Genomic DNA, 22,461 nt, shown 5'->3' on the forward strand with positions numbered 1-22,461 from the left:
GTTGAGACGAGTGAGTGTAGAACAAAATCAAACTGATGTAAGAAGCTTAAGCGGTACGATTACTGTGCCCGGCGATAAGTCGATTTCACATCGCGCCGTGATGTTTGGAAGTATTGCAAAAGGAACGACAACGATTCGTGGTTTTTTAATGGGAGAAGATTGTTTAAGTACGATTCAGTGTTTCAAGCAACTTGGTGTTCACATTGAGCAAGTTGACGATGAGATTATCGTTCACGGAAAAGGGATTGATGGACTTACTGAGCCAAGTGAAGTGCTAGATGTTGGGAATTCAGGCACAACGATCCGTTTAATGCTAGGCATTCTTTCAGGTCTTCCTTTTTACCAAACCGTTATAGGAGATGAATCGATTGCGAAACGACCGATGAGGCGGGTTACGAAGCCTTTAAAGTCGATGGGCGCGACGATTGATGGACGTGATGAAGCGAACTTAACTCCTCTTTCTGTACGAGGAGGAAACTTAACAGGCATTACGCATACGTCGCCGGTTGCGAGTGCCCAAGTGAAAAGTAGTATTTTGTTAGCTGGCCTTCAGGCAAAAGGGGTCACAACCGTGCTTGAGCCTCATCGATCTCGAGACCATACTGAACGTATGTTACAAGCCTTTGGTGTAAACTTAACTATAACAGAGACAGGTGTCTCAATTGAGGGTGGTCAATCACTTCAAGGGGGCAGAGTTGTGAACGTCCCAGGAGACATTTCTTCAGCGGCATTTCCGCTCGTTGCAGCAGCGATTGTTCCTAACAGCGAAGTCACGATTCAAAATGTAGGAATTAATCCGACGCGAGCAGGTATTCTTGATGTACTTAAAAAGATGGGTGCTCAATTGACGGTATCTAATGAACGTGAACAGAGCGGCGAACCTGTCGCGGATTTGACGATACAATATAAGAAGTTAAGCGCTACGACAATCGATGGGGAACTCATCCCACGTTTGATTGACGAAATTCCAGTTCTTGCAGTGCTTGCCACACAAGCACAAGGTAAAACGATTATTAAAGATGCAGAAGAGCTAAAATACAAAGAAACGAATCGTATTGATACGGTTGTCGACCAACTCGTGAAGATGGGTGCAGATGTGACGTCTACGAATGACGGCATGATCATCAACGGTCCGACGCCTCTTCATGCGGCTCGTGTAGATTCATTTGGCGATCATCGGATCGGGATGGCGTTTGCGATTGCAAACCTCATTGCAGAAGGAGAGACGACAATCTTGCGTAAAGAGGCGGTTGCTGTTTCTTACCCGAACTTTTTTTTGATATGCTCAAAGACTTGTCACGCTAGAATGAAAGCCCTCCACACAACACGGCGGAGGGCTTTATAAAATAAAATAATAATTTTTCTGAAAACCCCTTGACCTTTTTAAGAAGTTGCGTATACTAATAGTTAGCGTATGGTTTCTCTCCACTCCTATCCATAATCTAGAGCGCTATTTTGCTCGGTCCGAATTGTAAGCGTTTACGCTTTGTGATTCGGGCTTTTTTTTGTTGTTTTTTTTGATTTTGTGAACAAGTTTTGCTACGATGCTCATTATCATTTTACTTATAGCAAAAAAATATGGAAGAATGACCAATTGTTCACTTCCTTGTAACGTTCAAACGTAGCCATTGTTCGTAGGTTTTTGCTATAATTAAGAAGGAATTTAGATCGGTAATGGAGGGGTTGTATGCAAGAGCAGCTAATGGAAGCTGTACAACTCATTGAAGAAGGCGATGTTGAGAAAGGCTTAACGATTCTTAGCACGCTTGAAAATCATGAAGATGACGATACACAGTTTCAAGTAGCCGCGATTTATCAAGAACTTGGACATGCACAAAAAAAGCATGGCGATGATTGATGAACTACTCGTGAAGTTTCCGAACGAAGGAAGCTTACTTACGTTAAAAGCAGAGGCTGCGATTGACCTTGATGAAGAAGAGACGGCAATTACGAGTCTAGAGAACATTGACCAAAGAGACCATGCTTATGTAGAAGCACAAATGTTACTTGCAGACTTGTATCAATTGCAAGGATTAGAAGAAGTAGCTGAACAAAAGCTATTCAAAGCGATGGAAGTTGCTCCAAAAGAGCCGGTTCTACTTGCAGGTATCGGAAGTTACTATGTTGAACAAGGGAGCTACCAGAAGGCAATCCCGTATTTGAAGCAAGCGATTGAACATGGGTTTTCCTCTGAGGAAGCGAACATGAACTTGTTGCTAGCAGAAAGTTATAGCAATACAGGTGAATGGGAGACCTCTCTCAATTACTACGAAGATGCGGTTGATGAACGTGCTGAGCCGAGAGCGTTGTTCGGTTATGGGTTTACTGCCCTTCAAGCTGGAATGACGGAGACTGCCATTGAACAGTTGGAAGCACTCCGAGCGAGACCCTGCCTTTACGAGTCTTTACGTACCGTTAATTGAAGCGTATGAGCAAGAAGGGAACGCTGACAAGGCATTAGAACTCACACGAGCAGGTCTCATTCAAGATGAAGAAAATGAACAGTTGTATTTAAAAGAAGGACATCTAAACCAAACAACAGGTGCAACTGACGAAGCGACACGTGCTTATCTACGTGTGCTTGATTTAAATCCAGCGAACCATAAAGCCGCTTCGCAACTTCTAGAACTGTATTATGAACAAGAAGATGCCGAAGGAATTATGACGTTGATTGATCGTTTGAAAACGAGTGGAGAAGAAGATCCGCTGTTTTTATATTACGAAGGCAAAGCAAAGCAATTAGATGATGATGTAGAAGGTGCGCTAGTTTTGTTTGAACAAGTACAGGAATACCTTTCTTCGGATGGACTAGCGATGGAAGAGTACGGGTACTTGTTACTTGAAAATGGTAAACGTGAAGAAGCAATGATTGCATTTAAACGCGCATTAGCTTTACAAGAAGATAATCAACAACTAAGAATGTACGTACATTCGTTGCAAGAAGAGGAGTGGTAAGATGCGTTTTCAAACGAGTGATATCGATACGTATCAACAGTCAAAAGCCTATGTTGATACGATGCTCGTCCCGTTGTTACCTGTAGCGCTAGACGATGACTTAAGACAGAAGGTTGCCATGGGAGAATACATTTCTCTCGTAACGATGGAAATGGAAAAGCAATTTAGAGGAAGGCTCATGCAACTGCCTCCACTTATGTATTTGTCTAGTGAATCGGTAACAGAGATTGGGGAACGCTTAGGCATGTGGGCGGATGCTTTCAAAAAAAGATGGCAAAAACCATGTGATCTGGATGACGAGTGACCCTGCATTAAAGCAACTAGAAAACCAAGTACCAGGCTTATTGTTATGGATTCCACATTTGCCAATTGAGCACTTGGACCCGAATTATCGTAGTAAAACAATTCGTGACCAAATGCAGCAATTACTTCCAGATGTGATGGCAGAATGGCGTAAAGAGGACAGTCTTTAATATATTTCTCAAAATAGCTTTGTGAAAAGATTGACATGTCCAAAACGCCTACGCTATCATGTATATGTCTTAGTCTTGTAAATGGAAAGAGAGCGAGTCATGGTTTTACGCGTGAATGGTTTCACAACTACCCTTGATCAGCTCTTGCGCAGTGCAAAATTTGCATTGATTTTGCAACGTAGGGGGGGAACTTAAGTGAGTGAGAAAAATCACAACGTATCAAGACGTCAATTTCTAACGTATACGCTCATGGGTGTAGGCGGTTTCATGGGTGCTGCAATGGTCATGCCTATGGTTCGTTTTGCGGTAGATCCAATTCTGCAAGCCGATGCTGCCGGCGACATGAATGAGTTAACAGCGCTTTCCGATCTAACAGAAGAGCCACAAGCCTTTTCTTTAACGTATGAAGTAGAAGATGGCTGGGTTACACAAACGATGGAAGACACGGTTTGGGCATATTTGAGCGGCGATGAAGTTATTGCATTGTCTCCAACATGTACACACCTTGGTTGTACAGTTAACTTTGGTGGCGATGAGAACAATCCAGATCAATTTTTCTGCCCGTGCCACTTCGGACGGTTTGAGATCGACGGAACGAATGTGCCAGGCACACCGCCAACAGAGCCGCTACATCGTTATGATACCGAAATTCGTGATGGCGTAATTTATGTTGGGCGGCCACAACCACAACAGTAGGAGGGGCACGAAGGATGTTACAACGTATCTACGATTGGATCGACGACCGTATCGATATTACGCCAATTTGGCGTGACATCGCCGATCATGAAGTGCCTGAGCATGTAAACCCGGGACATCATTTCTCGGCGTTTGTCTACTGCTTTGGTGGCTTGACGTTTTTTTACTGTCGTTATTCAAATTCTTTCCGGAATGTTCCTTACAATGTATTACGTTCCGGACATTGTTAATGCACACGCGTCGGTAGAATACTTACAGAGTGAAGTAGCATTTGGTATGATCGTTCGCGGGATGCACCATTGGGGTGCCAGCGTCGTTATTGTCATGATGTTCCTGCATACTTTACGTGTTTTCTTTACCGGCTCATACAAGAAACCTAGAGAAATCAACTGGGTTGTCGGTGTACTTATCTTTTTCGTGATTTTAGCATTAGGTTTAACAGGGTATTTACTTCCTTGGGATATGAAAGCTTATTTCGCAACTCAAGTAACGCTTGAAATTGTCGCCAGCGTTCCCGTTATCGGGGATACGCTAGAAACATTAATTGCCGGTGGGGAAGTCATTGGTGCGCAAACGTTAACACGATTCTTTGCGATTCACGTATTCTTCTTGCCAGGGGCTTTACTTGGATTAATAGCTGTTCACTTTATTATGATTCGTAGACAGGGCATCTCCGGTCCACTATAGGAATTAGTGAGATTGCCCCTCAATTAACATCAAAGGAGGGGAACAGATGAAACGCGGTAAAGGTATGAAGTTTGTCGGAGACTCGAGAATTCCTGCTCGCGAACATCGGATGAATAATACACCTAAAGATTATTCGGAGTACCCCGGCAAAACTGAGGCATTCTTTCCGAACTACTTATTGAAAGAATGGCTCGTCGGTGCTGTATTCCTCATCGGCTTTCTCTGCTTAACGGTTGCCCACCCGGCTCCGCTTGAGCAGCCTGCCGATCCGAATGCGACTGGATATATTCCTGTTCCGGACTGGTTCTTCTTATTTCTATACCAACTCTTAAAGTATCCTGCAGCAGCTGGTAACTTAACGATCCTCGGAACTGTTGTTATTCCTGGTCTTGCGTTTGGTGCGTTATTACTTGCACCTTGGCTTGATAAAGGACCAGAGCGACGTCTTTCTAAGCGTCCAATTGCAACAGGGATGATGCTCCTCGGTTTCATGTCTGTAGCATACTTAACTTGGGAAGCAGGCGACCAACACGAATGGGGTGGCGCTGCATCAATCGATGACGACGTACGAGAGATCGATACGAGTCATCAAGGGTATGACATGTACGTAGAAGAATCCTGTATATCGTGTCACGGTGATAACATGGAAGGTACAGCCATGGGACCAGACCTTTATGACCTCGGCTACGATGCTGAAGGTATTGCACAAATTGCAGTTGAAGGTATTGGTGAAATGCCACCGATTTACGACCTTGAAGACGGTTCTGAAGAAGAATTATTGATTCTTGCAGAATACGTACTTGAAGAAGGAAGTTCAGAAGAAGGCGCTGAAACAGATGATGAAGAATCTGAAGAAGGTGCAGAAGAAGAAAACGGCGAGGATGCTGAAGAAGACGAAGAAGCAGACGCTTAAGCGATCTACTAAGAAAGAGCTGACATGTATGTCAGCTCTTTCTGCATTATGTTAGTAAAGTGAGGCCGTAAATATGATTCGCACATTAATTCATGTCGTAGGTCACCCGTTCGGATTATGGGCGTTGTTTATTATAAATGCGCTCGGAACGTTATATGGCTTTGTTTGGTATGAAAGTCAATTGCTCGTTACACCAACGATCTTCATACCGTTTGTACCAGATAGCCCGACTGCTAGCCTGTTTTTTTTACAGCGGTTTTAGCGGTGTTATTGCTACGTAAAAACTCAGGCTTATTAGAGGCGCTTGCGGCTGTTACACTTTTTAAATACGGCATTTGGGCTGTGTTTATGAATGTGGGTGCAGGTGCGATGGGGGCGACACTTACGTGGCAGAATTACATGCTCATCGCATCACACGCGGGAATGGCGATACAAGCGCTGTTGTTTTTACCGTATTATCGGATTAAGCCGTGGCATTTAATCGCAGCTGCTGTATGGACGGTACACAACGATATTATTGATTACGTGTTTGGTATGCACCCGGGCGTGCATAGTGTACTCATGCCACACATCGATGTGATTGGGTATTTCACATTTTGGTTAGGTTTACTCGGTGTGTTCATCGTCTACTGGTTTAATATTCGCAGTGATCGTTATCATTTGAAGTTGCCTCGATAATGAATGCAGGTCTACTCTTGTCCTTTTCTACATAAGATTTTGTAATGGGACAAGAGAGGGGGCTTTGCAGTGCATAGAAGGATAATGTTTCTATTCGGTGCGTTGTTCTTACTAAGCTTTGCGATGACAACAGATGCGACCATTGCGGCAGAAGATGATCGCGAGGAGTGGGTGCATCTACACGTCCAAGCCGAAGACGTCTTGCGAGACGTTACTGAAAAGCAGTATGAACAAGCTCGAAAGACCTTAAAGGAAATGTCAAAGCCGATAACGGATGCAGACTATAGTGCGGTCTCTTTAGACATACATGATCTGAGCATTCTAGTGACAAGCTATGAGAGAATGGAACAAGCATTAACGAGTACAAGCTTGCCTCATGAAGAACGAGTACGCGAAGCACATCGGTTCTTTTACTTAATCAATGCCGTCATTCACCCAGAAGAGCCGAAGTGGTTAGAAACACGAGATGATGTGCTCGGACAACTTGAAGACGTGCGAAAAGCGGTAGAGCGCGATGATTCGGTATTGTTTCAACGTTTGTGGAACGAGTGGACGTTAGAATTTCATAAAGTCCAAGCTGCCATGATGCTAAGGAAAACGCCTTCAGAACAAGAAGAGTTGCGGTCATTGTTACAGTTTATGACAGACCACAGACACCGCCTCGTAGAAGGGGATGAAGCGGAACCTTTTTTTCAAGGCGCTCGTTTTTGAGATTACACGATTGTACAACATGGAAGAGAAAGAAAATGACCCTTCACTAATCAGTGTTATTATTATGGTCGGTTCAGCAATTGTTGCATCTTTAACGTATGTTGGCGTCAGAAAGTACAAAGGTCAAAAAGATCGAGAACGAGGCTGATTTGTTGACGATGAACGACTAGGTTTTGTAAACTAGTCAATAAGGAAGTGTGTGGAGGTGCAAACATGTTTGGTAGTTTAGGAGCATTTTTAATTTATTTTGCTTTGATTTTAATCATTCCAATCTATGCGCAAATGCGAGTGAAATCAACGTTTAATAAATTTTCTCAAAAACAGAGCAGCTCGGGCATGACAGGTGCTCAAGTCGCACAGAAAATCATGCAAGACAATGGGATTTACGATGTAACAGTAGAGCCTGTTAAAGGGAAGTTAACGGACCATTACGACCCGTCAAAGAAAGCGGTTCGTTTATCTGAAGATAACTATTACGGTACATCGATTGCTGGAAATGCCGTAGCAGCCCACGAAGTGGGACACGTTATTCAAGATGCACAAGACTACAGCTTTATGCGTCTGCGTTCTAGACTCGTACCGTTTGCGAGTTTCGGTTCGAATTTCTCGTTTATTTTCATCATTGCAGGTATGCTTCTAGGCATGTCGCAACTGCTCTTAGCCGGTATTATTTTCATGGCTGCAGCAGTTGTCTTCCAACTCGTCACGTTGCCTGTTGAGTTTGATGCATCAAACCGGGCGATGGGGCAGATGGTTGCAAGTGGAATCATCCGTAATGACGAAGAGAAAAGCTCGAAGAAAGTTTTAAACGCTGCAGCGTTAACGTACGTTGCAGGTGCACTCGTTGCGGTATTAGAACTCGTTCGTTTCATTCTAATGTACGTGATGGCAAACAATGATTAAGAAGAAAGAGCCCAATCTCAACAGATTGGGCTCTTCTTTTAAGGCAATGGCTGCTTTTTGTCATCAAGTGTAAATCCTTCACCCATCACATCTTGCACGTTAGAAATTGTAATAAATGCGTGGGGGTCTGTTTTTTTCAACGAGATTTTTTAAGCGAACCGTCTCATTTCTTGCAATAACACAATAAAGCACTTCTTTTTCTTTACCCGTAAATGAACCACGTCCGGTTAAAATCGTTGCCCCTCGGTCCATTTCCATAAGAATGGCATCTGCAATTGCGCCTGTGTTCTCAGAAATAATAAAGGCGGCTTTACCTGAATAGGCACCTTGTTGAATGAAATCAATGACTCTTGCGGCTACAAACACGGCAACGAGTGTGTACATCGCTTGACGATAGTCTAAGTAAACGAGTGAACTGGCGATTACGACTGCGTCGACCATAAACAGTGTACGGCCCATACTCAAGCCAAAGTACTTAAATCCGAGTTTGGCAATAATATCGGCACCACCAGTCGTTCCGCCGACTCGAAACACGATGCCAAGTCCAGTGCCGATAAAAACACCAGAGAAAAGCGCTGCGAGTGCTAAGTCATCTTGTAGTGGTAAGTAAATGACAGGGAATTCTTGAAAAATCCATAGAAATAATGAAATACCAAGAGTTCCAATAATTGTGTAGACGAACAAGGTACGCCCGAGTATGCGGTAGCCTAAAATAAACATAGGGATATTCAAAACGATGTTTGAAATGGCAGGGTCAATTGACCAAACAAAATAGAGAATTAGCGTAATCCCTGTAAAACCGCCATCAGCTAAGCTGTTTTCCATGTTAAAATAGACAAGTCCGAAGGAAACGAGCGCACATCCGAGAAGAATAAAGAAAATGCGTTTCGCATGCATTAACCAATAAGACACGCCCACTCCTCCTTTTGATCTAGATAATGATAACTTCCACATTATAGTTGAAATTAGACATGGTATCAAATACCATCAAGTATTGAGGCAAAGGAGTTGACGTAATGACGACCAAAAAAAGATATGCAAACGATGCAACAAGAAGTGGATCAATACATCGGCCAATTTAAAGAAGGTTACTTTTCCCCACTTTCCATGCTTGCTCGAATGACAGAGGAAGTAGGAGAGCTTGCGAGAGAAGTGAATCATTCTTATGGTGAAAAACCTAAAAAAAGTAGAAGAAGACGACAAAAAAAGTAGAAGAAGAACTAGGAGATTTACTCTTTGTCCTTATTTGCTTTGCAAACTCTCTCGACATTGACTTAACCGAGAGTTTTGATACCGTTATGAATAAATTTGCAACACGAGATCGTGATCGCTGGACGAGAATTGATGAAAGTGGGAATGAATAATGGCAACAGTAAAAGTGATCCTTGCAGGACCAAGAGGTCAAATGGGAATGGCTGCACGAAGAATGATTGCAGCGACTGAGGCGTTTGAAACGATCGCCTACCTTGATCGCAAATCAGCAGAAGAAAGTGGCTTGCAAGAAGGAATTCCGGTTTATACTGATGCAACGGAATGCTTCTCTATGCATCAAGCAGACGTTCTCATTGACTTAACAACACCGGAAACAGCGAAAGAACATTTGAAGCTAGCGATTGAACATAGCATTCGTCCAGTCATCGGCACAACCGGCTTTACCGATGAAGAGATTGACCAACTACGAAACCTTACAGAAGATAAACAATTAGGGGCTATGATCGTTCCGAATTTCGCATTAGGCGCTGTGTTGATGATGAAGTTCTCGCAAATTGCTGCGAAGTTCTACAGTGACGTAGAGATTATTGAACGTCATCATGACAATAAGCTTGATGCACCGTCTGGGACTGCACTAAAAACGGCTACATTGATTTCAGAAGTGCGTAATGAGAAAGTACAAGGACACCCAAATGAAACGGAAACGTTACGAGGAGCTCGGGGTGGCGATGTGGAAGGCATGCGCATTCATAGCGTTCGTCTACCAGGTTCTGTTGCTCACCAAGAGGTCATATTTGGTGGACATGGAGAGACGTTAACGATTCGTCACGATTCCATGAACCGTGATTCTTTTATGCCTGGAGTGAAGTTAGCTGTAGAGACAGTCATGAAGTCGTCTACGTTAATTTACGGTTTAGAAAATATCATCGACTAGAGGGGTTATAGGATGAACATCGCACTGATTGCTCACGACAAGAAAAAAAGATGACCTAGTAAACTTTGCAGTCGCTTATCGAGACGTTTTTGATGGCCATACGTTGTACGCAACAGGAACGACAGGTCGTCGCATTATTGAGGCGACGGGCCTTTCAATCCAATGTGTCCAATCCGGTCCACTCGGCGGCGACCAACAGCTCGGTGCACTCGTTGCAACCGATCAATTAGACCTTGTGTTGTTTTTTCGTGATCCACTCACCGCACAACCACATGAACCAGACATTACAGCGCTTATCCGATTATGCGATGTTCATCACGTACCGGTTGCAACGAACATGGGCACCGCAGAAATTCTCGTGTTCGGCTTAGAAAAAGGAAAGCTCCTTTCAAAAGAAGTACGACAAGGAAATGTCGAGTAATGGAGCCACTAAAAATTGGGATTACATGTTATCCTCAGTGGGTGGGTCTGGAGTTGTTGCAACCGAGCTTGGGATCTCACTTGCTGAGCGTGGTCATGAAATTCATTTTATTACATCTAGCTTGCCTTTTCGTTTGCAAGAAGTGCATCCGAATATTTTTTTTCATGAAGTTGTCGTAAATCAATACCAAGTGTTTCGTTATCCGCCATACGATTTAACGCTCGCAAGTAAAATGGCTGAAGTGGCTAAAAAAACACGAGCTTGATTTATTGCACGTCCATTATGCCGTTCCTCACGCTGTGTCAGCAGCGCTTGCAAAAGACATGTTAAAAGGCGATATCAAAGTGATGACAACGTTGCACGGAACTGACATTACTGTTCTAGGCGAAGACCCTTCACTTGCAAACATTATCCAACTTGGGATTGAACGCTCAGATTGTGTGACAGCTGTTTCGAAGTTTCTGTCCAAACAAACGAAAGAACAGCTTGATGTGACAAAAGAAATTGAAACGGTGTATAACTTCGTTGATGAGAAAGAAATTCAAGACATTGACCGTCAAAGCATCCGTCAGAAGTTCGGAATCCAGCAAGACGAAAAAGTAATCGTACATATGAGTAATTTTCGAGGCGTAAAGCGGGTCGAAGATGTGATTCGTGCATTCCAAATCGTCCAAGGTCATATTCCAAGTCGCTTGTATTTTATCGGGGATGGACCTGAGCGGAATACAATGGAGAAGCTTGTGCAACAGCTCGGTTTATCGGAACGCGTTTTCTTTCTTGGAAACCAGATGCAAGTGTTTCAATTGTTATCAATGGGCGATGTGAAAATGTTATTATCCGAAAAAGAAGTTTCGGTCTAGCAGCACTTGAGGCGATGGCTGTTGGCGTTCCTGTTGTCGGATCGAATATTGGCGGGATTCAAGAAGTCATTGAAGACGGCGTAACGGGTCGTGTTGTTCCTGTTTATGATTATGAAAAAGCTGCTGAGGCGACACTAGACATCCTCTCAAATGCAACGGTCCATGAACAATACCGAGAACAAAGTCAACATCGAGCACTCAAACGGTTCGGCAAACAATCGATCGTGCCAGAATATGAGCGGTTATATGAACGGATGTTGCATTTGCCATGATCGTATCACGTGCCATCCAGTATGGCTTTGAACAATTGTTAACCGCGGATGTTGAGGTGTATCTTGTTGGTGGCGCCATTCGCGATCTGTTCCTTCAAAAAGAGAGTGCAGATTTTGACTTTGTGACGACAGAACCGCTAGACGAGCTTCATACACGAGTAAAACACGCTACCTACATTGATACGAACCAACCGCTCGTAACAATTAACTCACCGTATGGTGTGTTTGAAGTATCCGCTCTAAACGGTCGGCTTTACGATAACTTGTCGGCTCGAGATTTTACGATGAATGCGTGTGCCCTTGATGCGAATGGCGTTGTTATTGATCCTTTTCACGGTAGAGCCGCTTTAGAAAAGGGGCAATTGCAAACGGTCAGATCGACGAGTCTTCGTGAGGATCCGTTAAGAGTGTTGCGTGCCGTTCGATTTTCTGTAGAATACGATCTAACGCGAACAACGATAAGACAAGAAATGGACGGTGCGAAGGCATCGGTTCAACAAGTAGCAAACGAACGTATTGGCAAAGAAGTAGAACGTGCCATTATGAGCGACCGTTGGCTCACCATTTTTGAACAATTATGTGAGGAACAAATTCTACCTGCTTTTGCCACGTGTTCTAAGCTAGAGGTTGCCACTGTAGATCTTAACAACCCACTTTCTCAAATGGAACGCTGGCTCGTCGTGCATCAGCTTCTAGGCACTGAGGAAGTGGGTTTTCCATATAAGCCTGGGGTTACGGCAAAGGATATCACAAAAAAAGTAACTCAATTGCTTCAAGTAGTGAACAGAAGAATAGAACGAATGCCAACAGATGTTGAGCTATTCTACGAAGGGCTTGTGAACCACCTTACTGCTGAAAATGTCCATCAAGCAATGACAGCTCAAGGTAGATCAAGGCATAAGGAATTGGTGAAGCGTTTTAATCAGTTACCGATTCAATCGCTACGTGATCTTGCAATTACACCAACACAAATGATTGATGAGTTACATGGTAAGCCTGGTCCTTGGATTCAACGTCTGTTACATACGCTCGCTGTGTGCGTGATCAACAAGGAAATTGTAAATGACAAGAAACTACTACTCCATAAAGCAAGGGAGCTATACAATGAAACGTCAATTACTTGATGTATTAAATGGAGAAACAACCTTTGTGTCGGGTCAACAGATGAGTGAACAGTTGCACGTAAGTCGCACCGCTGTTTGGAAGCAAATTGAAGAGCTTCGAAAAGAAGGTTATGTCATTGAAGCTGTCTCAAGAAAGGGTTATCGCTTAATTTCCAGACCAGATGCGTTAAATGAAGCTGAAATTCGCTCAGGTCTTACATCAAAAGCTTTTGGTCAATCTGTGCATTATGAGAAAGTCGTTGATAGTACGCAACGTATCATTAAAGATTTACACCGTAACAAAGCCGCGCACGGAACGATTGCTGTCTGTGAACAGCAAACAAAAGGACGAGGACGTTTAAACCGCCCATGGCAAACAGAAATGGGTCAAAATATTATGTTCTCGACACTCGTTAAACCGGATATTTCATTGCAGCTTGCTCCACAAATGACACTCGTTGCAAGCATCGCTGTCGCAAAAACGGTAGAGGCAGTTACGGGCGAACAAGTGAGTATTAAATGGCCAAATGACATTTATTTGAATGGTAAAAAGATCGCTGGAATTTTAACAGAAGTACAAGCAGAAGCGAACTGTGTTGAGATGATGGTCATTGGGATTGGCATGAATGTGAATGAGTCTAAACAGAGCATCGAAGAGAACGATCTAAGCGAGAAAGCAACATCGCTTTCTATTGAGACAAATAGAATGTACAACCGTCGTGACGTTTTGCAACAATTACTCATCAACTTTGAGAATGAGTACGAACGTTGGCTATCGGTTGGGTTCGCATCAATGAAAACGGAATGGGAAGAGCGAGCACATCTTTATCAAAAACGTGTAACCGTGAAAAATGTTGACCGAGAGCAAGTCGGTACGATGGTTGGCATTACCGATGAAGGTGTCTTAAAGTTGCAAGATGAAAACGGTGACGTACACCTCGTGTATAGTGGAGATTTACATTAGTGCTATACATGGAATTTTGCTATACTAAGTCTGTAGAGACGATATCCATATGGAGTCGTACTCGAAAGGAAGAACGCTTTGCTTGAGTACTAATTCGCCTTGATCTGAAAAGACAGGGACGGAGGGATCACATGTTACTCACAATAAAAACAAATAGACAGAGTCACGGTCCCTCCACATTTTATTGGAGGAGATGATGTTTTGAAACAGACCGTAGACTTTTTAAAAATGAAACGAAATCAAGAAATGATTACGATGGTTACAGCTTATGATGCACCGACAGCTAAAATCGTAGAAGACGCAGCGATTGACCTCATTTTAGTCGGGGATTCTCTCGGTATGGTCGTGCACGGTCATCAAGGGACACAGCCGGTAACACTCGACGATATGCTACTTCATACGAAAGCCGTAGCAAGAGGAGCAAAGCAGACCTTTATCGTGAGCGACCTGCCATTTATGACGTACCATCGTTCCATTGAAGATACGGTAACTAATGCAACAACGCTCGTCCAAACGGGTGGCGCACATGCGGTTAAGCTTGAAGGTTGCACAGGACTTATTTTAGACAGCATTGAGCGACTAACGAGTGGTGGGATTGCAGTTATGGGGCATCTCGGATTAACGCCACAATCTAGCACAGTGTTAGGTGGATTTAAAGTTCAAGGTCGTGGAGAACAAGAGCGAACAAAGTTAATTGAAGATGCGAAACGCATTGAAGCTTCAGGTGCGTTTGCCCTCGTTGTTGAATGCATCCCAGAATCATTAACGAAAGAGCTTAAAGACATTTTAGCAATTCCGGTCATTGGAATTGGTGCTGGCAAAGCAGACGGTCAAGTACTCGTCTTCCATGACCTTGTTGGCTTAACGACAGGTACATTCCGAAATTCGCTAAAACGTATGCAAATGTCCACGACGTGATGTTGCAGGCTGTGGAACAATACCGCGACGATGTAAAGCGCGAGTCGTTCCCAGATGAGCGGTATACGTTTAAAGATGCGAAGAAAGAGCGGAGCACAAGCGTATGATCATATGTCGTACGCAGTCCGAGTGGAAGAAAGAACAACAGTTGCTTCAAGACCAACCCGGAACGTTTGCCCTCGTTCCGACGATGGGAGCGCTTCATGAAGGACATTTAACCCTCATTCGAGAAGCGAAGCAGCACCACGCACGAGTTGTTGTGACGATCTTTATAAACCCTCTACAATTTGGGGCTAATGAAGATTTTGATTCGTATCCACGTACAGAAGATCAAGATCTTAAGCTGTTGCAAAGAGAGGGAGCAGATGTTGTCTGGTTACCAGGCGTTCAGGATTTATACAAAGAAAAGCAAATGATTACGATGAACACATCGCCACTAGGAGACCAACTTTGTGGCAGCAAACGTGTCGGTCATTTTGATGGAATGGCAACGGTCGTCATGAAGTTTCTTCAACTCGTTGCACCTGATGCCGCTTACTTTGGAAAAAAAGATGCTCAACAGCTCGCAATTATAAAAAAGATGGTTCAAGATTTTCATATACAAACGACAATTGTTGGTGTTAACACTGTAAGAGACGATGACGGACTTGCGTTGTCTTCGCGTAATGTTCATTTAAATGAGCGAGAACGGATCGATGCGCCAATTCTTTATAAGGCGCTAACGTCAGGCGTTAATGAAACCGCGCATACGTCCAACGCACAGCTCATTACAAAAAAAAGCCATCGATCAACTAGAAGATAGTCTCGCATCAATTGAATACGTAGAGCTCGTAACGTTTCCGAACTTAGAAACTGTTCATTCATTAGAAGAGGGAAATCGTTATTTGTTAGCAGCGGCAGTTCAATATGAACGTGCGAGATTGATTGATAACATCATATTTACGATGTCGTAGTTTCAGGAGGAAGTTATGAAAGGTGACCGTTATGTCGTCATAGACGTAGAAACGACGGGAAACCGTCCAACAACAAGTGATCGAGTCATAGAAGTCGGCATGACGGTCATTGAAGGATTGGAAATTGTCGATTCGTTTTCTTCTTTTGTGAATCCAAATCGAGACATTCCATTGTTTATTGAACAACTAACCGGGATTTCTGAAGAAGATGTAGAGAATGCCCCTACGTTTGATGAAATTGCGCCAAGAATACTTCAAGCACTTGATGGAGCTTGTTTTGTCGCTCATCATGTTGACTTTGACTTATCGTTTATTAATGCAGAATTAGATCGTGCGGGCTACGCCCAGTTCGAAGGGGAACTGTTAGATACAGTAGAGATGGCTAGAATGCTGTATCCAACGTTTGAAAGCTATCGTCTTCAAACGCTATCCGATATTTTCGAGTTTAGCCACGAGCAACCACACCGTGCAGGAAGCGACGCTTATGTTACGGCGAAGTTGCTGATTGAGATGTTTACTAAGCTCTCGGCATTGCCGCGAGAGACGGTTCATCGAATGAAGCCTTATACAGAACAGATGTGCAATGGCTTGCATCGAATCATACACGAAATCGAAGTGTACAATTTTGAACAGGCTGACCGATCACTACCAAACGATGTTGAGATTTACCGAGGTTTTGCGATTAAAAAAACGTCAACAACATAGTGAATCGACTCAGGCAGCATCGGCACAATCATTTGATGCGGCTCTTTTTTTTGGTGAGGAAGGATTGCTCAGTAAAACGACGAGGAATTACGAAGAACGTGCTGGACAAAGTACAATGAGTACAGCAGTTTGGAAGGCAATGAATAATGAGGAACATCTTCTATGTGAAGCGGCAACGGGTACGGGAAAAACGCTTGCGTATTTGTACCCTGCACTCATGAAAAGCCTTGAAGCAAATCGTCCGACGGTCATTGCGACTGAAACGATTGCACTCCAACAACAAATTGTAGACCGTGAGATTGTTAAGCTAAACGAAGCGTTAAATGAAGACATTAACGTCGCGATTCTTAAAGGTCGAAGTCATTATTTATGTTTGCAGAAGTTCGAGCACTTTCTAGATCGAATGCCATCTTCGTATGATGAGCATTTATTTGCAGCGCAATTGCTCGTCTGGCTCGTTGAAACGATTGACGGGGACATTGAGGAATTGAACTTGCCTAGTGGTGGCTATACGCTTTGGGAAGAGCTTAAGAGTGATTCTTACACGTGTTCACACGCAGGTTGTTCTTACTATAATCGTTGTTATTATCATCGTGCTAAAGAACGCGCTAAACACGCGCAACTTATCATTACGAACCACTCTCTGTTATTTACCGATCGATTCTCATCAAGTGGAATCTTACCGAAGTACGATACCGTCATCTTTGATGAGGCTCATCAGATGGAAGACACAGCCGGGAAGTATTTAGGGTATGAAAGCAACTACCAACAACTCGTTCGTTTAATTAGTCGGTTTGGGTTGCAAGATTCAGATGGGCTGTTGTTTGAAATTGAACGTTCTCTAAAAGGGAAATCAATCACCCGATATGATATGGAATGGGTTAGAAATCGAAAACAAGAGCTTTATCATTTGCAAAGCGAATGGTTACAGCTGTTCCAAACGTTGCAAAACATTGCCAACAAAAAAACCTTCAGGAACGATTCATTATCGACCATCGCAGTATGAAGGTAAGTTTGTCATGGAAGTTGTTGAGCGAATCAGTTATATGATTGATACGCTGCAAAAAGAGTGGTTGAATTGCATTGCTCAACTTGAAGACCAACACCCTGAAGAATCTACGTTATGGCGAAAGGTAAGCCAGTTAATCGATGACTTTACCGATGAAAATGAAACGCTAAGGCAATTGCTCGTTCATGAAGTGGAAGAGCACGTGTACTGGATGGAAGCAGGTAAAACGAATGCGTTTGATCGATTAACGTTGTATCGCCGTCCAATTTCCATTGCGAGTAGCATGCAGTCGTACTTTTTTGATGAAGTGAAAAGTGTCATCATGACTTCTGCAACTCTCACAGTGAAAGATTCATTCTCGTTTATTAAAAACACGTTAGGGCTACCAAAAGAAAATGTGAATGAACTAAAAGTAGAGTCACCATTTTCTTATTCAAAGCAAGCGCAGTTGCTCGTTCCGAGTGATTTTCCTGATATTAAGCAAGAAGAGGAATACATTGACGCACTTTCAGAGTTCATTAGTATGCTAACGTCCCATGTGAATGGAAAGATGCTCGTCTTATTTACGTCATATGACATGTTGAAGAAAACGTACAATCAAGTGAAACCGCAACTTGAAGATTTGAATTATGCGTTGCTTGCACAAGGGGTTAAAGGAGAACAACGAACACGACTTGTGAAAAACTTCCGCAAGTATGAACGGGCGATTTTGTTTGGTACGAGTACATTTTGGGAAGGTATTGACTTGCCGGGAGAAGATGTTCGTGCGTTAATTATCGTACGTCTTCCGTTTACACCCCCAAATGATCCAGTGTATCAAGCAAAAGCAAATGAACTAACGATGCGAAATGAAAATTCATTTCAAAAGCTTGCCATCCCTAAGGCCGTTTTACGCTTTAAGCAAGGCTTTGGTCGATTGATTCGTACGAAAGACGATCGCGGACTCGTCTATGTACTCGATAAGCGGTTAGTAGAAGCAAGGTATGGCAATAGTTTCATTCGTTCATTACCAGAAATTCCACATACGTATACTTCCACAGACGAAATTTTGTCGATTACGAGTGATTTTTTTGAGGAGTAAGGAGAGGGCTCGTATGCAACAACGAACCATTATCAATAACGTCGCGATTCTTGATCATGAACAAACAATTACACGCGGGCATTTGAAGATTAGTAATGGAACAATCACTGAAGTGAGTGACGAACCTTTTGTAGCGCAATCATTCCTTGAGGAACAAGATGTTGTGCACAATTACGAAGGCAAATTGCTCATGCCGGGTCTCGTTAATACGCACATGCATATGCCAATGTCGATTTTGCGGGGCGTGAGTGATGACCTTCCACTCGACCGTTGGTTAAAAGAAGTCATTTGGCCGCTTGAAGGGAAAATGACGAGAGAAATGGCTCGTGCAGGCATTGGCTTATCGTTAATTGAAAGCATCCGCTCAGGGACAACCGCTTTTTCTGATATGTATCATCTAGCAAGAGAAGATGCACATGAATTAGCAGTTGCAAGTGGCTTAAAAGCACAGCTTACACGAGGAATGATCACTGCTTTTAGTAACGAACAAGAAAATGAACAGAAATTACACCAAGCGTCTGAGTTTGCTAAAGCGATGAATGATGATTCAACAGGGCGGCTTCGGGGTGCATTATTTCCGCACGCCCCGTACACGAATTCTCTTTCGTTTTTACATCGTGTTCGAGACGTTGCTGAGAGCGAGCGACTAGATGTCCAAATTCATATCGCTGAAACGGACAAAGAAGTTAAGGAGCACGTGCAGCAATTTGGAAAACGTCCAGTTGAGCATTTGCTCGCTGAAGAAATAATCGGTAAAGGCTCACTGCTCGTTCATTCTGTTCATGTTAATGATGATGAACTGGAACAAATGCGTGAGGCAAGCGTGAACGTCTCACACAATCCACAAAGTAACTTAAAGCTCGGTTCGGGGATTGCACCAGTTGAAAAAATGGTAGACCAGGGGATTGTCGTTAGTTTAGGTACAGACAGTGCAGCGTCAAACAATACTCTGGATGTGTTTACTGAAATGCGACAAGCAGCAATGCTTCATAAAGGGACGTCTAAACGTGCAGAAGCAATCACCGCAAATGATGCGTTTAAGATGGCGACTGTAAATGGTAGCAAAAGTATCGGCTTTCATAGGAGTGGTTTAATTAAAGAAGGCTATGATGCAGATTTTATTTTGCTGGACGTATCTGCTCCGCATCTTCAACCGTACCGTAACCGAGTTGGGACCGTTGTGTATGCAGCGAACAAAAATGACGTAACTGACGTGTATGTGAACGGTCAAGCCGTCATGCAAAACCGAGTCATCGTAACGCTAGATGAAGAGAAGTTGTTGTATGAAGCAAATCGTGCCCAACAGGAGCTTTTAGGAATCCAGGTGTGATTGGGAGGAACTTTGATGAAGAAGTGGATTGCCATTGGGATCTTTTTCATTGGCATTGTAATCACCAGTCTTCTCGTCTGGTTGTATCAATCGGCGTATGCTGAGCATTCAGATGTTGAAGAGCGGCTCGGTGGACAAATCCTCCGGGAAGAAGGCGTAACAAGTGTAGGGAATTGGTACCATTACCGAGGAGACGACGTAATCACAGTTGCGACCGTTATGGTTGATGAACAAGAGGAATATTGGTTTTTTAATGATGAACAAGCACGCTTTGATGTGATCGCAACAGATTCGCTGATTACCGAAGAAGAAGCGATTAACAGTGCAATGGCAGGGGCAGATGACGCATCGTCACTTCGTCGGGTAGCACTCGGACTTGAAGCTGAGACACCGATATTTGAGGTGATTTATGAGGACGAAACAGGTGCGCACGTGTATCATGTTGTTGATGCCTATTCAGGTGAAACCTCGTATGTTTATCGTTTGCCGTGATTGATCTTCGTTTAGAGCTTGAAGTTCACGTGGCACTTTCGTAAACTAGATAAGTAAGATATGCAGGAAGTTTGAAGGGAGTTACCTAGAATTGAAACCGACCATTCATACGATTGGAAACCATGCTGGTGAAGAAGTGACCATCGGTTGCTGGCTAGCGAATAAACGTTCAAGCGGTAAGATTGCTTTTATGCAGTTACGCGATGGGACAGGCTTTATTCAAGGCGTCGTCGTAAAAGCAGAAGTAGGAGAAGAGTTATTTCAACAAGTGAAAGGCTTAGGTCAAGAAAGCTCGTTGTACGTAACAGGAGTTGTGCAAGCGGATGACCGTGCACCATCTGGTTACGAGTTAACGGTAAAGAACGTTGAAGTTATTCAACATGCTGAAGACTATCCGATTACACCGAAAGAACACGGAACAGAATTCCTTATGGACCACCGTCATTTGTGGATCCGTTCAAGTAAGCAACATGCTGTTCTGCGCATTCGTGATGTGATTATTAATGCAACATACCGTTTCTATCATGAACGTGGCTTTACGAAAGTAGACCCACCAATTTTAACAGCGAATTCAGCTGAAGGAACGACGGAGCTTTTCCATACGAAATACTTTGATGAAGATGCATTTCTTTCGCAATCTGGTCAATTGTATATGGAAGCTGCAGCGATGGCATTCCAACGGGTGTACTCTTTTGGACCGACGTTCCGTGCTGAAAAATCAAAAACGAGACGTCACCTGATTGAGTTTTGGATGATTGACCGGAAATGGCGTTTGTTGACCATGAAGAAAGCTTAGAAATCCAAGAAGAATACGTGTCGTATCTCGCTCAAGCGGTGTTAAACGAAGCGAAAGCAGAGTTAAAAGTGCTCGGACGTGATACTGAACAACTTGAGAAGATTAAAGCACCGTTTGCACGAATTACGTACAAAGAAGCAATTGAACGTTTGCAAGCGAAGGATTACGAGATAAAGTGGGGCGAAGACTTAGGTGCTCCGCATGAAACTGAACTTGCTAATCAATTTGATACACCTGTATTTATTACGCACTGGCCAAAAGACATTAAGGCGTTTTATATGAAGCCAGACCCAGAAAACGAAGACGTCGTCCTCTGTGCGGATTTAATTGCACCAGAAGGTTATGGTGAAATTATCGGGGGAAGCCAGAGAATTGACGACTATTCGCTTATGGAAGAACGATTTAAAGAACACGACTTGTCCGATGATGCGTATCGTTGGTATTTGCAACTTCGTGAATATGGAAGTGTTCCTCATTCAGGATTTGGACTCGGTTTAGAGCGTACGGTTGCTTGGTTATCAGGAACTGAGCACGTTCGTGAAACGATTCCATTCCCACGTCTTTTGAATCGTTTGTATCCATAAGAGGGTGTACCCATCTCCTCACGTTATGTTGGAGATGGGTTTTTTACAGCAAAACAATGATTGAGGTGAAACGGATGGATAAGAATCGAATCATCGACTTGTTAGAAGAAGGGCACATCTCCATCCCGGTTGTATTTCTAGATTATTATGATGCACTTGGCATTCATGAGCGCGATATGATGTTACTGTTGCATTTACATCGTGAGATTTCAAAAGGGCAACACTTTCCGACGCCAGAGCAACTTGCACGGAAAATGTCACTAACGATTGACAGTTGTCAAGATGGATTAAAACGATTAATGCAGCGAGGCGTCCTTTCAATTGAGCAACGACAAGATCATGGAATTGTCTATGAATCATATAGTTTACGTCCATTCTATGAAAAAAATTATTCTTTATTTAGAAGCTGAACAAAAAGACGAGCAAAAAAATGACTCGTTAGGTGGCGAACTGTATTCACTTTTTGAAAATGAATTCGGTAGACCATTATCACCGATGGAAATTGAAACACTCGGACTGTGGATCGATAAAGACAATTACTCATACGAGCTGATTAAAGCAGCCCTAAAAGAAGCGGTTATATCTGGGAAGTTGAATTTACGTTACATTGATCGCATTCTCTTTGAATGGCAAAAGAAGGGGATCACAACACCGGAAGCCGCGCTTCAAGAAAGTATGAACTTCCGTAAAAATCAACGAAAACCTGAATTAACAGGTGCTGGCAAACAAAATCGAGAGCCATATCCGAACTACAACTGGCTTGAATCGGATTAAACAGTAGAAGAGGTAACAATTATGCTTAGCAAAAAAA

General features: G+C 43.2%; 23 protein-coding genes and 8 pseudogenes. 30 read left to right on the forward strand and 1 reads right to left on the reverse strand.

Translation table 11 applies throughout. The annotated features are described in order from the left end of the window. Nucleotides 1–10: 10 nt before the first annotated feature. From aroA to JCM19055_RS07240, 13 genes and pseudogenes are all read left to right on the forward strand, one after another. On the forward strand, nucleotides 11–1,345 hold the full coding sequence (gene aroA, locus JCM19055_RS07195) for a 3-phosphoshikimate 1-carboxyvinyltransferase (RefSeq protein ID WP_042359187.1): 1,335 nt from the start codon (nucleotides 11–13) through the stop codon (nucleotides 1,343–1,345). 342 nt (nucleotides 1,346–1,687) lie between these two features. Continuing rightward, a complete protein-coding gene (locus JCM19055_RS27210) occupies nucleotides 1,688–1,858 on the forward strand; it encodes a hypothetical protein (protein ID WP_193745345.1) in 171 nt (56 codons plus the stop codon). Beyond that, on the forward strand, nucleotides 1,851–2,423 hold the full coding sequence (locus JCM19055_RS07200; protein WP_042359189.1) for a lipopolysaccharide assembly protein LapB: 573 nt from the start codon (nucleotides 1,851–1,853) through the stop codon (nucleotides 2,421–2,423). The genes JCM19055_RS27210 and JCM19055_RS07200 overlap by 8 nt, the downstream gene beginning before the upstream one ends. Next, nucleotides 2,359–2,955: a lipopolysaccharide assembly protein LapB gene (locus JCM19055_RS07205; RefSeq protein ID WP_042359191.1), complete on the forward strand. Its 597-nt coding sequence runs from the start codon at nucleotides 2,359–2,361 to the stop codon at nucleotides 2,953–2,955. The genes JCM19055_RS07200 and JCM19055_RS07205 overlap by 65 nt, the downstream gene beginning before the upstream one ends. A 1-nt stretch (nucleotide 2,956) precedes the next feature. Further along, a complete protein-coding gene (locus JCM19055_RS23105; protein ID WP_052366039.1) occupies nucleotides 2,957–3,259 on the forward strand; it encodes a DUF2487 family protein in 303 nt (100 codons plus the stop codon). Then, nucleotides 3,249–3,428: a DUF2487 family protein gene (locus JCM19055_RS23110; protein ID WP_052366040.1), complete on the forward strand. Its 180-nt coding sequence runs from the start codon at nucleotides 3,249–3,251 to the stop codon at nucleotides 3,426–3,428. The genes JCM19055_RS23105 and JCM19055_RS23110 overlap by 11 nt, the downstream gene beginning before the upstream one ends. A 249-nt stretch (nucleotides 3,429–3,677) precedes the next feature. Continuing rightward, nucleotides 3,678–4,124 carry a ubiquinol-cytochrome c reductase iron-sulfur subunit gene (locus tag JCM19055_RS07215; protein WP_042359260.1) on the forward strand — a complete coding sequence of 149 codons (447 nt, stop codon included), beginning with the start codon at nucleotides 3,678–3,680 and terminating at the stop codon, nucleotides 4,122–4,124. A gap of 14 nt (nucleotides 4,125–4,138) precedes the next feature. Continuing rightward, nucleotides 4,139–4,811 (forward strand): annotated as a pseudogene (qcrB, locus tag JCM19055_RS07220) (menaquinol-cytochrome c reductase cytochrome b subunit). A gap of 46 nt (nucleotides 4,812–4,857) precedes the next feature. After that, a complete protein-coding gene (locus JCM19055_RS07225; protein WP_042359192.1) occupies nucleotides 4,858–5,724 on the forward strand; it encodes a menaquinol-cytochrome c reductase cytochrome b/c subunit in 867 nt (288 codons plus the stop codon). A 73-nt stretch (nucleotides 5,725–5,797) separates the two neighbouring features. Beyond that, a pseudogene (locus JCM19055_RS07230) lies at nucleotides 5,798–6,402 on the forward strand (DUF1405 domain-containing protein). Nucleotides 6,403–6,471: 69 nt separating this feature from the next. Beyond that, nucleotides 6,472–7,113 carry a sporulation protein YpjB gene (locus JCM19055_RS07235; protein ID WP_152549794.1) on the forward strand — a complete coding sequence of 214 codons (642 nt, stop codon included), beginning with the start codon at nucleotides 6,472–6,474 and terminating at the stop codon, nucleotides 7,111–7,113. A gap of 19 nt (nucleotides 7,114–7,132) precedes the next feature. After that, nucleotides 7,133–7,261 (forward strand): sporulation protein YpjB, encoded by a 129-nt coding sequence (locus JCM19055_RS25250; protein WP_265181916.1) that lies wholly within the window; start codon nucleotides 7,133–7,135, stop codon nucleotides 7,259–7,261. A gap of 65 nt (nucleotides 7,262–7,326) precedes the next feature. Then, entirely contained in the window at nucleotides 7,327–8,016 is a 690-nt protein-coding gene (locus tag JCM19055_RS07240; protein WP_042359196.1) for a zinc metallopeptidase, read from the forward strand. A 38-nt stretch (nucleotides 8,017–8,054) separates the two neighbouring features. Here the strand turns inward: JCM19055_RS07240 and JCM19055_RS07245 are convergent. Then, nucleotides 8,055–8,913: pseudogene (locus JCM19055_RS07245) on the reverse strand (YitT family protein). A 138-nt stretch (nucleotides 8,914–9,051) separates the two neighbouring features. On the opposite strand from JCM19055_RS07245, the pseudogene JCM19055_RS25255 reads away from it, so the two are divergent. The 17 genes and pseudogenes from JCM19055_RS25255 (at nucleotide 9,052) to JCM19055_RS26280 (ending at nucleotide 22,424) form a co-directional block, all read left to right on the forward strand. Beyond that, nucleotides 9,052–9,380, forward strand: a pseudogene (locus JCM19055_RS25255) (nucleotide pyrophosphohydrolase). Continuing rightward, complete coding sequence (gene dapB, locus JCM19055_RS07255; RefSeq protein WP_042359200.1) at nucleotides 9,380–10,162, forward strand: 4-hydroxy-tetrahydrodipicolinate reductase; 783 nt, start codon at nucleotides 9,380–9,382, stop codon at nucleotides 10,160–10,162. Before JCM19055_RS25255 ends, dapB begins: the two are co-directional and overlap by 1 nt. 12 nt (nucleotides 10,163–10,174) lie before the next feature. Then, nucleotides 10,175–10,583: pseudogene (mgsA, locus tag JCM19055_RS07260) on the forward strand (methylglyoxal synthase). Further along, nucleotides 10,583–11,715: pseudogene (gene bshA, locus JCM19055_RS07265) on the forward strand (N-acetyl-alpha-D-glucosaminyl L-malate synthase BshA). Before mgsA ends, bshA begins: the two co-directional pseudogenes overlap by 1 nt. Beyond that, a complete protein-coding gene (locus JCM19055_RS07270) occupies nucleotides 11,712–12,839 on the forward strand; it encodes a hypothetical protein (protein ID WP_042359202.1) in 1,128 nt (375 codons plus the stop codon). The pseudogene bshA and the gene JCM19055_RS07270 overlap by 4 nt, the downstream one beginning before the upstream one ends. Beyond that, nucleotides 12,820–13,782: a biotin--[acetyl-CoA-carboxylase] ligase gene (locus JCM19055_RS07275; RefSeq protein WP_042359204.1), complete on the forward strand. Its 963-nt coding sequence runs from the start codon at nucleotides 12,820–12,822 to the stop codon at nucleotides 13,780–13,782. The genes JCM19055_RS07270 and JCM19055_RS07275 overlap by 20 nt, the downstream gene beginning before the upstream one ends. A gap of 201 nt (nucleotides 13,783–13,983) precedes the next feature. Further along, a pseudogene (gene panB / locus JCM19055_RS07280) lies at nucleotides 13,984–14,807 on the forward strand (3-methyl-2-oxobutanoate hydroxymethyltransferase). Then, a complete protein-coding gene (panC, locus tag JCM19055_RS07285) occupies nucleotides 14,804–15,502 on the forward strand; it encodes a pantoate--beta-alanine ligase (RefSeq protein WP_052366041.1) in 699 nt (232 codons plus the stop codon). The pseudogene panB and the gene panC overlap by 4 nt, the downstream one beginning before the upstream one ends. Further along, on the forward strand, nucleotides 15,435–15,653 hold the full coding sequence (locus tag JCM19055_RS26270) for a pantoate--beta-alanine ligase (protein ID WP_152549795.1): 219 nt from the start codon (nucleotides 15,435–15,437) through the stop codon (nucleotides 15,651–15,653). Before panC ends, JCM19055_RS26270 begins: the two co-directional genes overlap by 68 nt. A 15-nt stretch (nucleotides 15,654–15,668) precedes the next feature. Continuing rightward, a complete protein-coding gene (locus JCM19055_RS23115) occupies nucleotides 15,669–16,358 on the forward strand; it encodes an exonuclease domain-containing protein (RefSeq protein WP_052366042.1) in 690 nt (229 codons plus the stop codon). Continuing rightward, nucleotides 16,330–17,364: a DEAD/DEAH box helicase gene (locus JCM19055_RS23120; RefSeq protein WP_052366043.1), complete on the forward strand. Its 1,035-nt coding sequence runs from the start codon at nucleotides 16,330–16,332 to the stop codon at nucleotides 17,362–17,364. Before JCM19055_RS23115 ends, JCM19055_RS23120 begins: the two co-directional genes overlap by 29 nt. Continuing rightward, the gene (locus tag JCM19055_RS07295) at nucleotides 17,312–18,448 is read left to right on the forward strand and encodes a helicase C-terminal domain-containing protein (RefSeq protein ID WP_193745347.1); all 1,137 of its coding nucleotides are present in this window, start codon (nucleotides 17,312–17,314) and stop codon (nucleotides 18,446–18,448) included. Before JCM19055_RS23120 ends, JCM19055_RS07295 begins: the two co-directional genes overlap by 53 nt. A gap of 13 nt (nucleotides 18,449–18,461) precedes the next feature. After that, entirely contained in the window at nucleotides 18,462–19,778 is a 1,317-nt protein-coding gene (locus JCM19055_RS07300) for an amidohydrolase (RefSeq protein WP_042359206.1), read from the forward strand. A 15-nt stretch (nucleotides 19,779–19,793) separates the two neighbouring features. After that, a complete protein-coding gene (locus JCM19055_RS07305; protein WP_042359208.1) occupies nucleotides 19,794–20,270 on the forward strand; it encodes a hypothetical protein in 477 nt (158 codons plus the stop codon). A 91-nt stretch (nucleotides 20,271–20,361) separates the two neighbouring features. Next, a pseudogene (gene asnS / locus JCM19055_RS07310) lies at nucleotides 20,362–21,650 on the forward strand (asparagine--tRNA ligase). Between the two features lie 74 nt (nucleotides 21,651–21,724). Further along, nucleotides 21,725–22,060: a MarR family transcriptional regulator gene (locus JCM19055_RS26275; protein WP_052366045.1), complete on the forward strand. Its 336-nt coding sequence runs from the start codon at nucleotides 21,725–21,727 to the stop codon at nucleotides 22,058–22,060. After that, the gene (locus tag JCM19055_RS26280) at nucleotides 22,029–22,424 is read left to right on the forward strand and encodes a DnaD domain-containing protein (protein WP_052366046.1); all 396 of its coding nucleotides are present in this window, start codon (nucleotides 22,029–22,031) and stop codon (nucleotides 22,422–22,424) included. Before JCM19055_RS26275 ends, JCM19055_RS26280 begins: the two co-directional genes overlap by 32 nt. Nucleotides 22,425–22,461 lie beyond the last annotated feature (37 nt).

The organism is Geomicrobium sp. JCM 19055 (genome assembly GCF_000698185.1).
Taxonomy (GTDB): Bacteria; Bacillota; Bacilli; order Bacillales; family Marinococcaceae; genus Geomicrobium_A; species Geomicrobium_A sediminis.

Coding starts and splice junctions, on each gene's coding strand:
- JCM19055_RS27210 (WP_193745345.1), top strand. CDS start 1,688: ATGCAAGAGCAGCTAATGGAAGCTGTACAACTCATTGAAGAAGGCGAT.
- JCM19055_RS07200 (WP_042359189.1), top strand. CDS start 1,851: ATGATTGATGAACTACTCGTGAAGTTTCCGAACGAAGGAAGCTTACTT.
- JCM19055_RS23105 (WP_052366039.1), top strand. CDS start 2,957: ATGCGTTTTCAAACGAGTGATATCGATACGTATCAACAGTCAAAAGCC.
- JCM19055_RS23110 (WP_052366040.1), top strand. CDS start 3,249: ATGACGAGTGACCCTGCATTAAAGCAACTAGAAAACCAAGTACCAGGC.
- JCM19055_RS07215 (WP_042359260.1), top strand. CDS start 3,678: ATGGGTGTAGGCGGTTTCATGGGTGCTGCAATGGTCATGCCTATGGTT.
- JCM19055_RS07225 (WP_042359192.1), top strand. CDS start 4,858: ATGAAACGCGGTAAAGGTATGAAGTTTGTCGGAGACTCGAGAATTCCT.
- JCM19055_RS25250 (WP_265181916.1), top strand. CDS start 7,133: ATGGAAGAGAAAGAAAATGACCCTTCACTAATCAGTGTTATTATTATG.
- JCM19055_RS07240 (WP_042359196.1), top strand. CDS start 7,327: ATGTTTGGTAGTTTAGGAGCATTTTTAATTTATTTTGCTTTGATTTTA.
- dapB (WP_042359200.1), top strand. CDS start 9,380: ATGGCAACAGTAAAAGTGATCCTTGCAGGACCAAGAGGTCAAATGGGA.
- JCM19055_RS07270 (WP_042359202.1), top strand. CDS start 11,712: ATGATCGTATCACGTGCCATCCAGTATGGCTTTGAACAATTGTTAACC.
- JCM19055_RS07275 (WP_042359204.1), top strand. CDS start 12,820: ATGAAACGTCAATTACTTGATGTATTAAATGGAGAAACAACCTTTGTG.
- panC (WP_052366041.1), top strand. CDS start 14,804: ATGATCATATGTCGTACGCAGTCCGAGTGGAAGAAAGAACAACAGTTG.
- JCM19055_RS26270 (WP_152549795.1), top strand. CDS start 15,435: ATGAAACCGCGCATACGTCCAACGCACAGCTCATTACAAAAAAAAGCC.
- JCM19055_RS23115 (WP_052366042.1), top strand. CDS start 15,669: ATGAAAGGTGACCGTTATGTCGTCATAGACGTAGAAACGACGGGAAAC.
- JCM19055_RS07300 (WP_042359206.1), top strand. CDS start 18,462: ATGCAACAACGAACCATTATCAATAACGTCGCGATTCTTGATCATGAA.
- JCM19055_RS07305 (WP_042359208.1), top strand. CDS start 19,794: ATGAAGAAGTGGATTGCCATTGGGATCTTTTTCATTGGCATTGTAATC.
- JCM19055_RS26275 (WP_052366045.1), top strand. CDS start 21,725: ATGGATAAGAATCGAATCATCGACTTGTTAGAAGAAGGGCACATCTCC.
- JCM19055_RS26280 (WP_052366046.1), top strand. CDS start 22,029: ATGAAAAAAATTATTCTTTATTTAGAAGCTGAACAAAAAGACGAGCAA.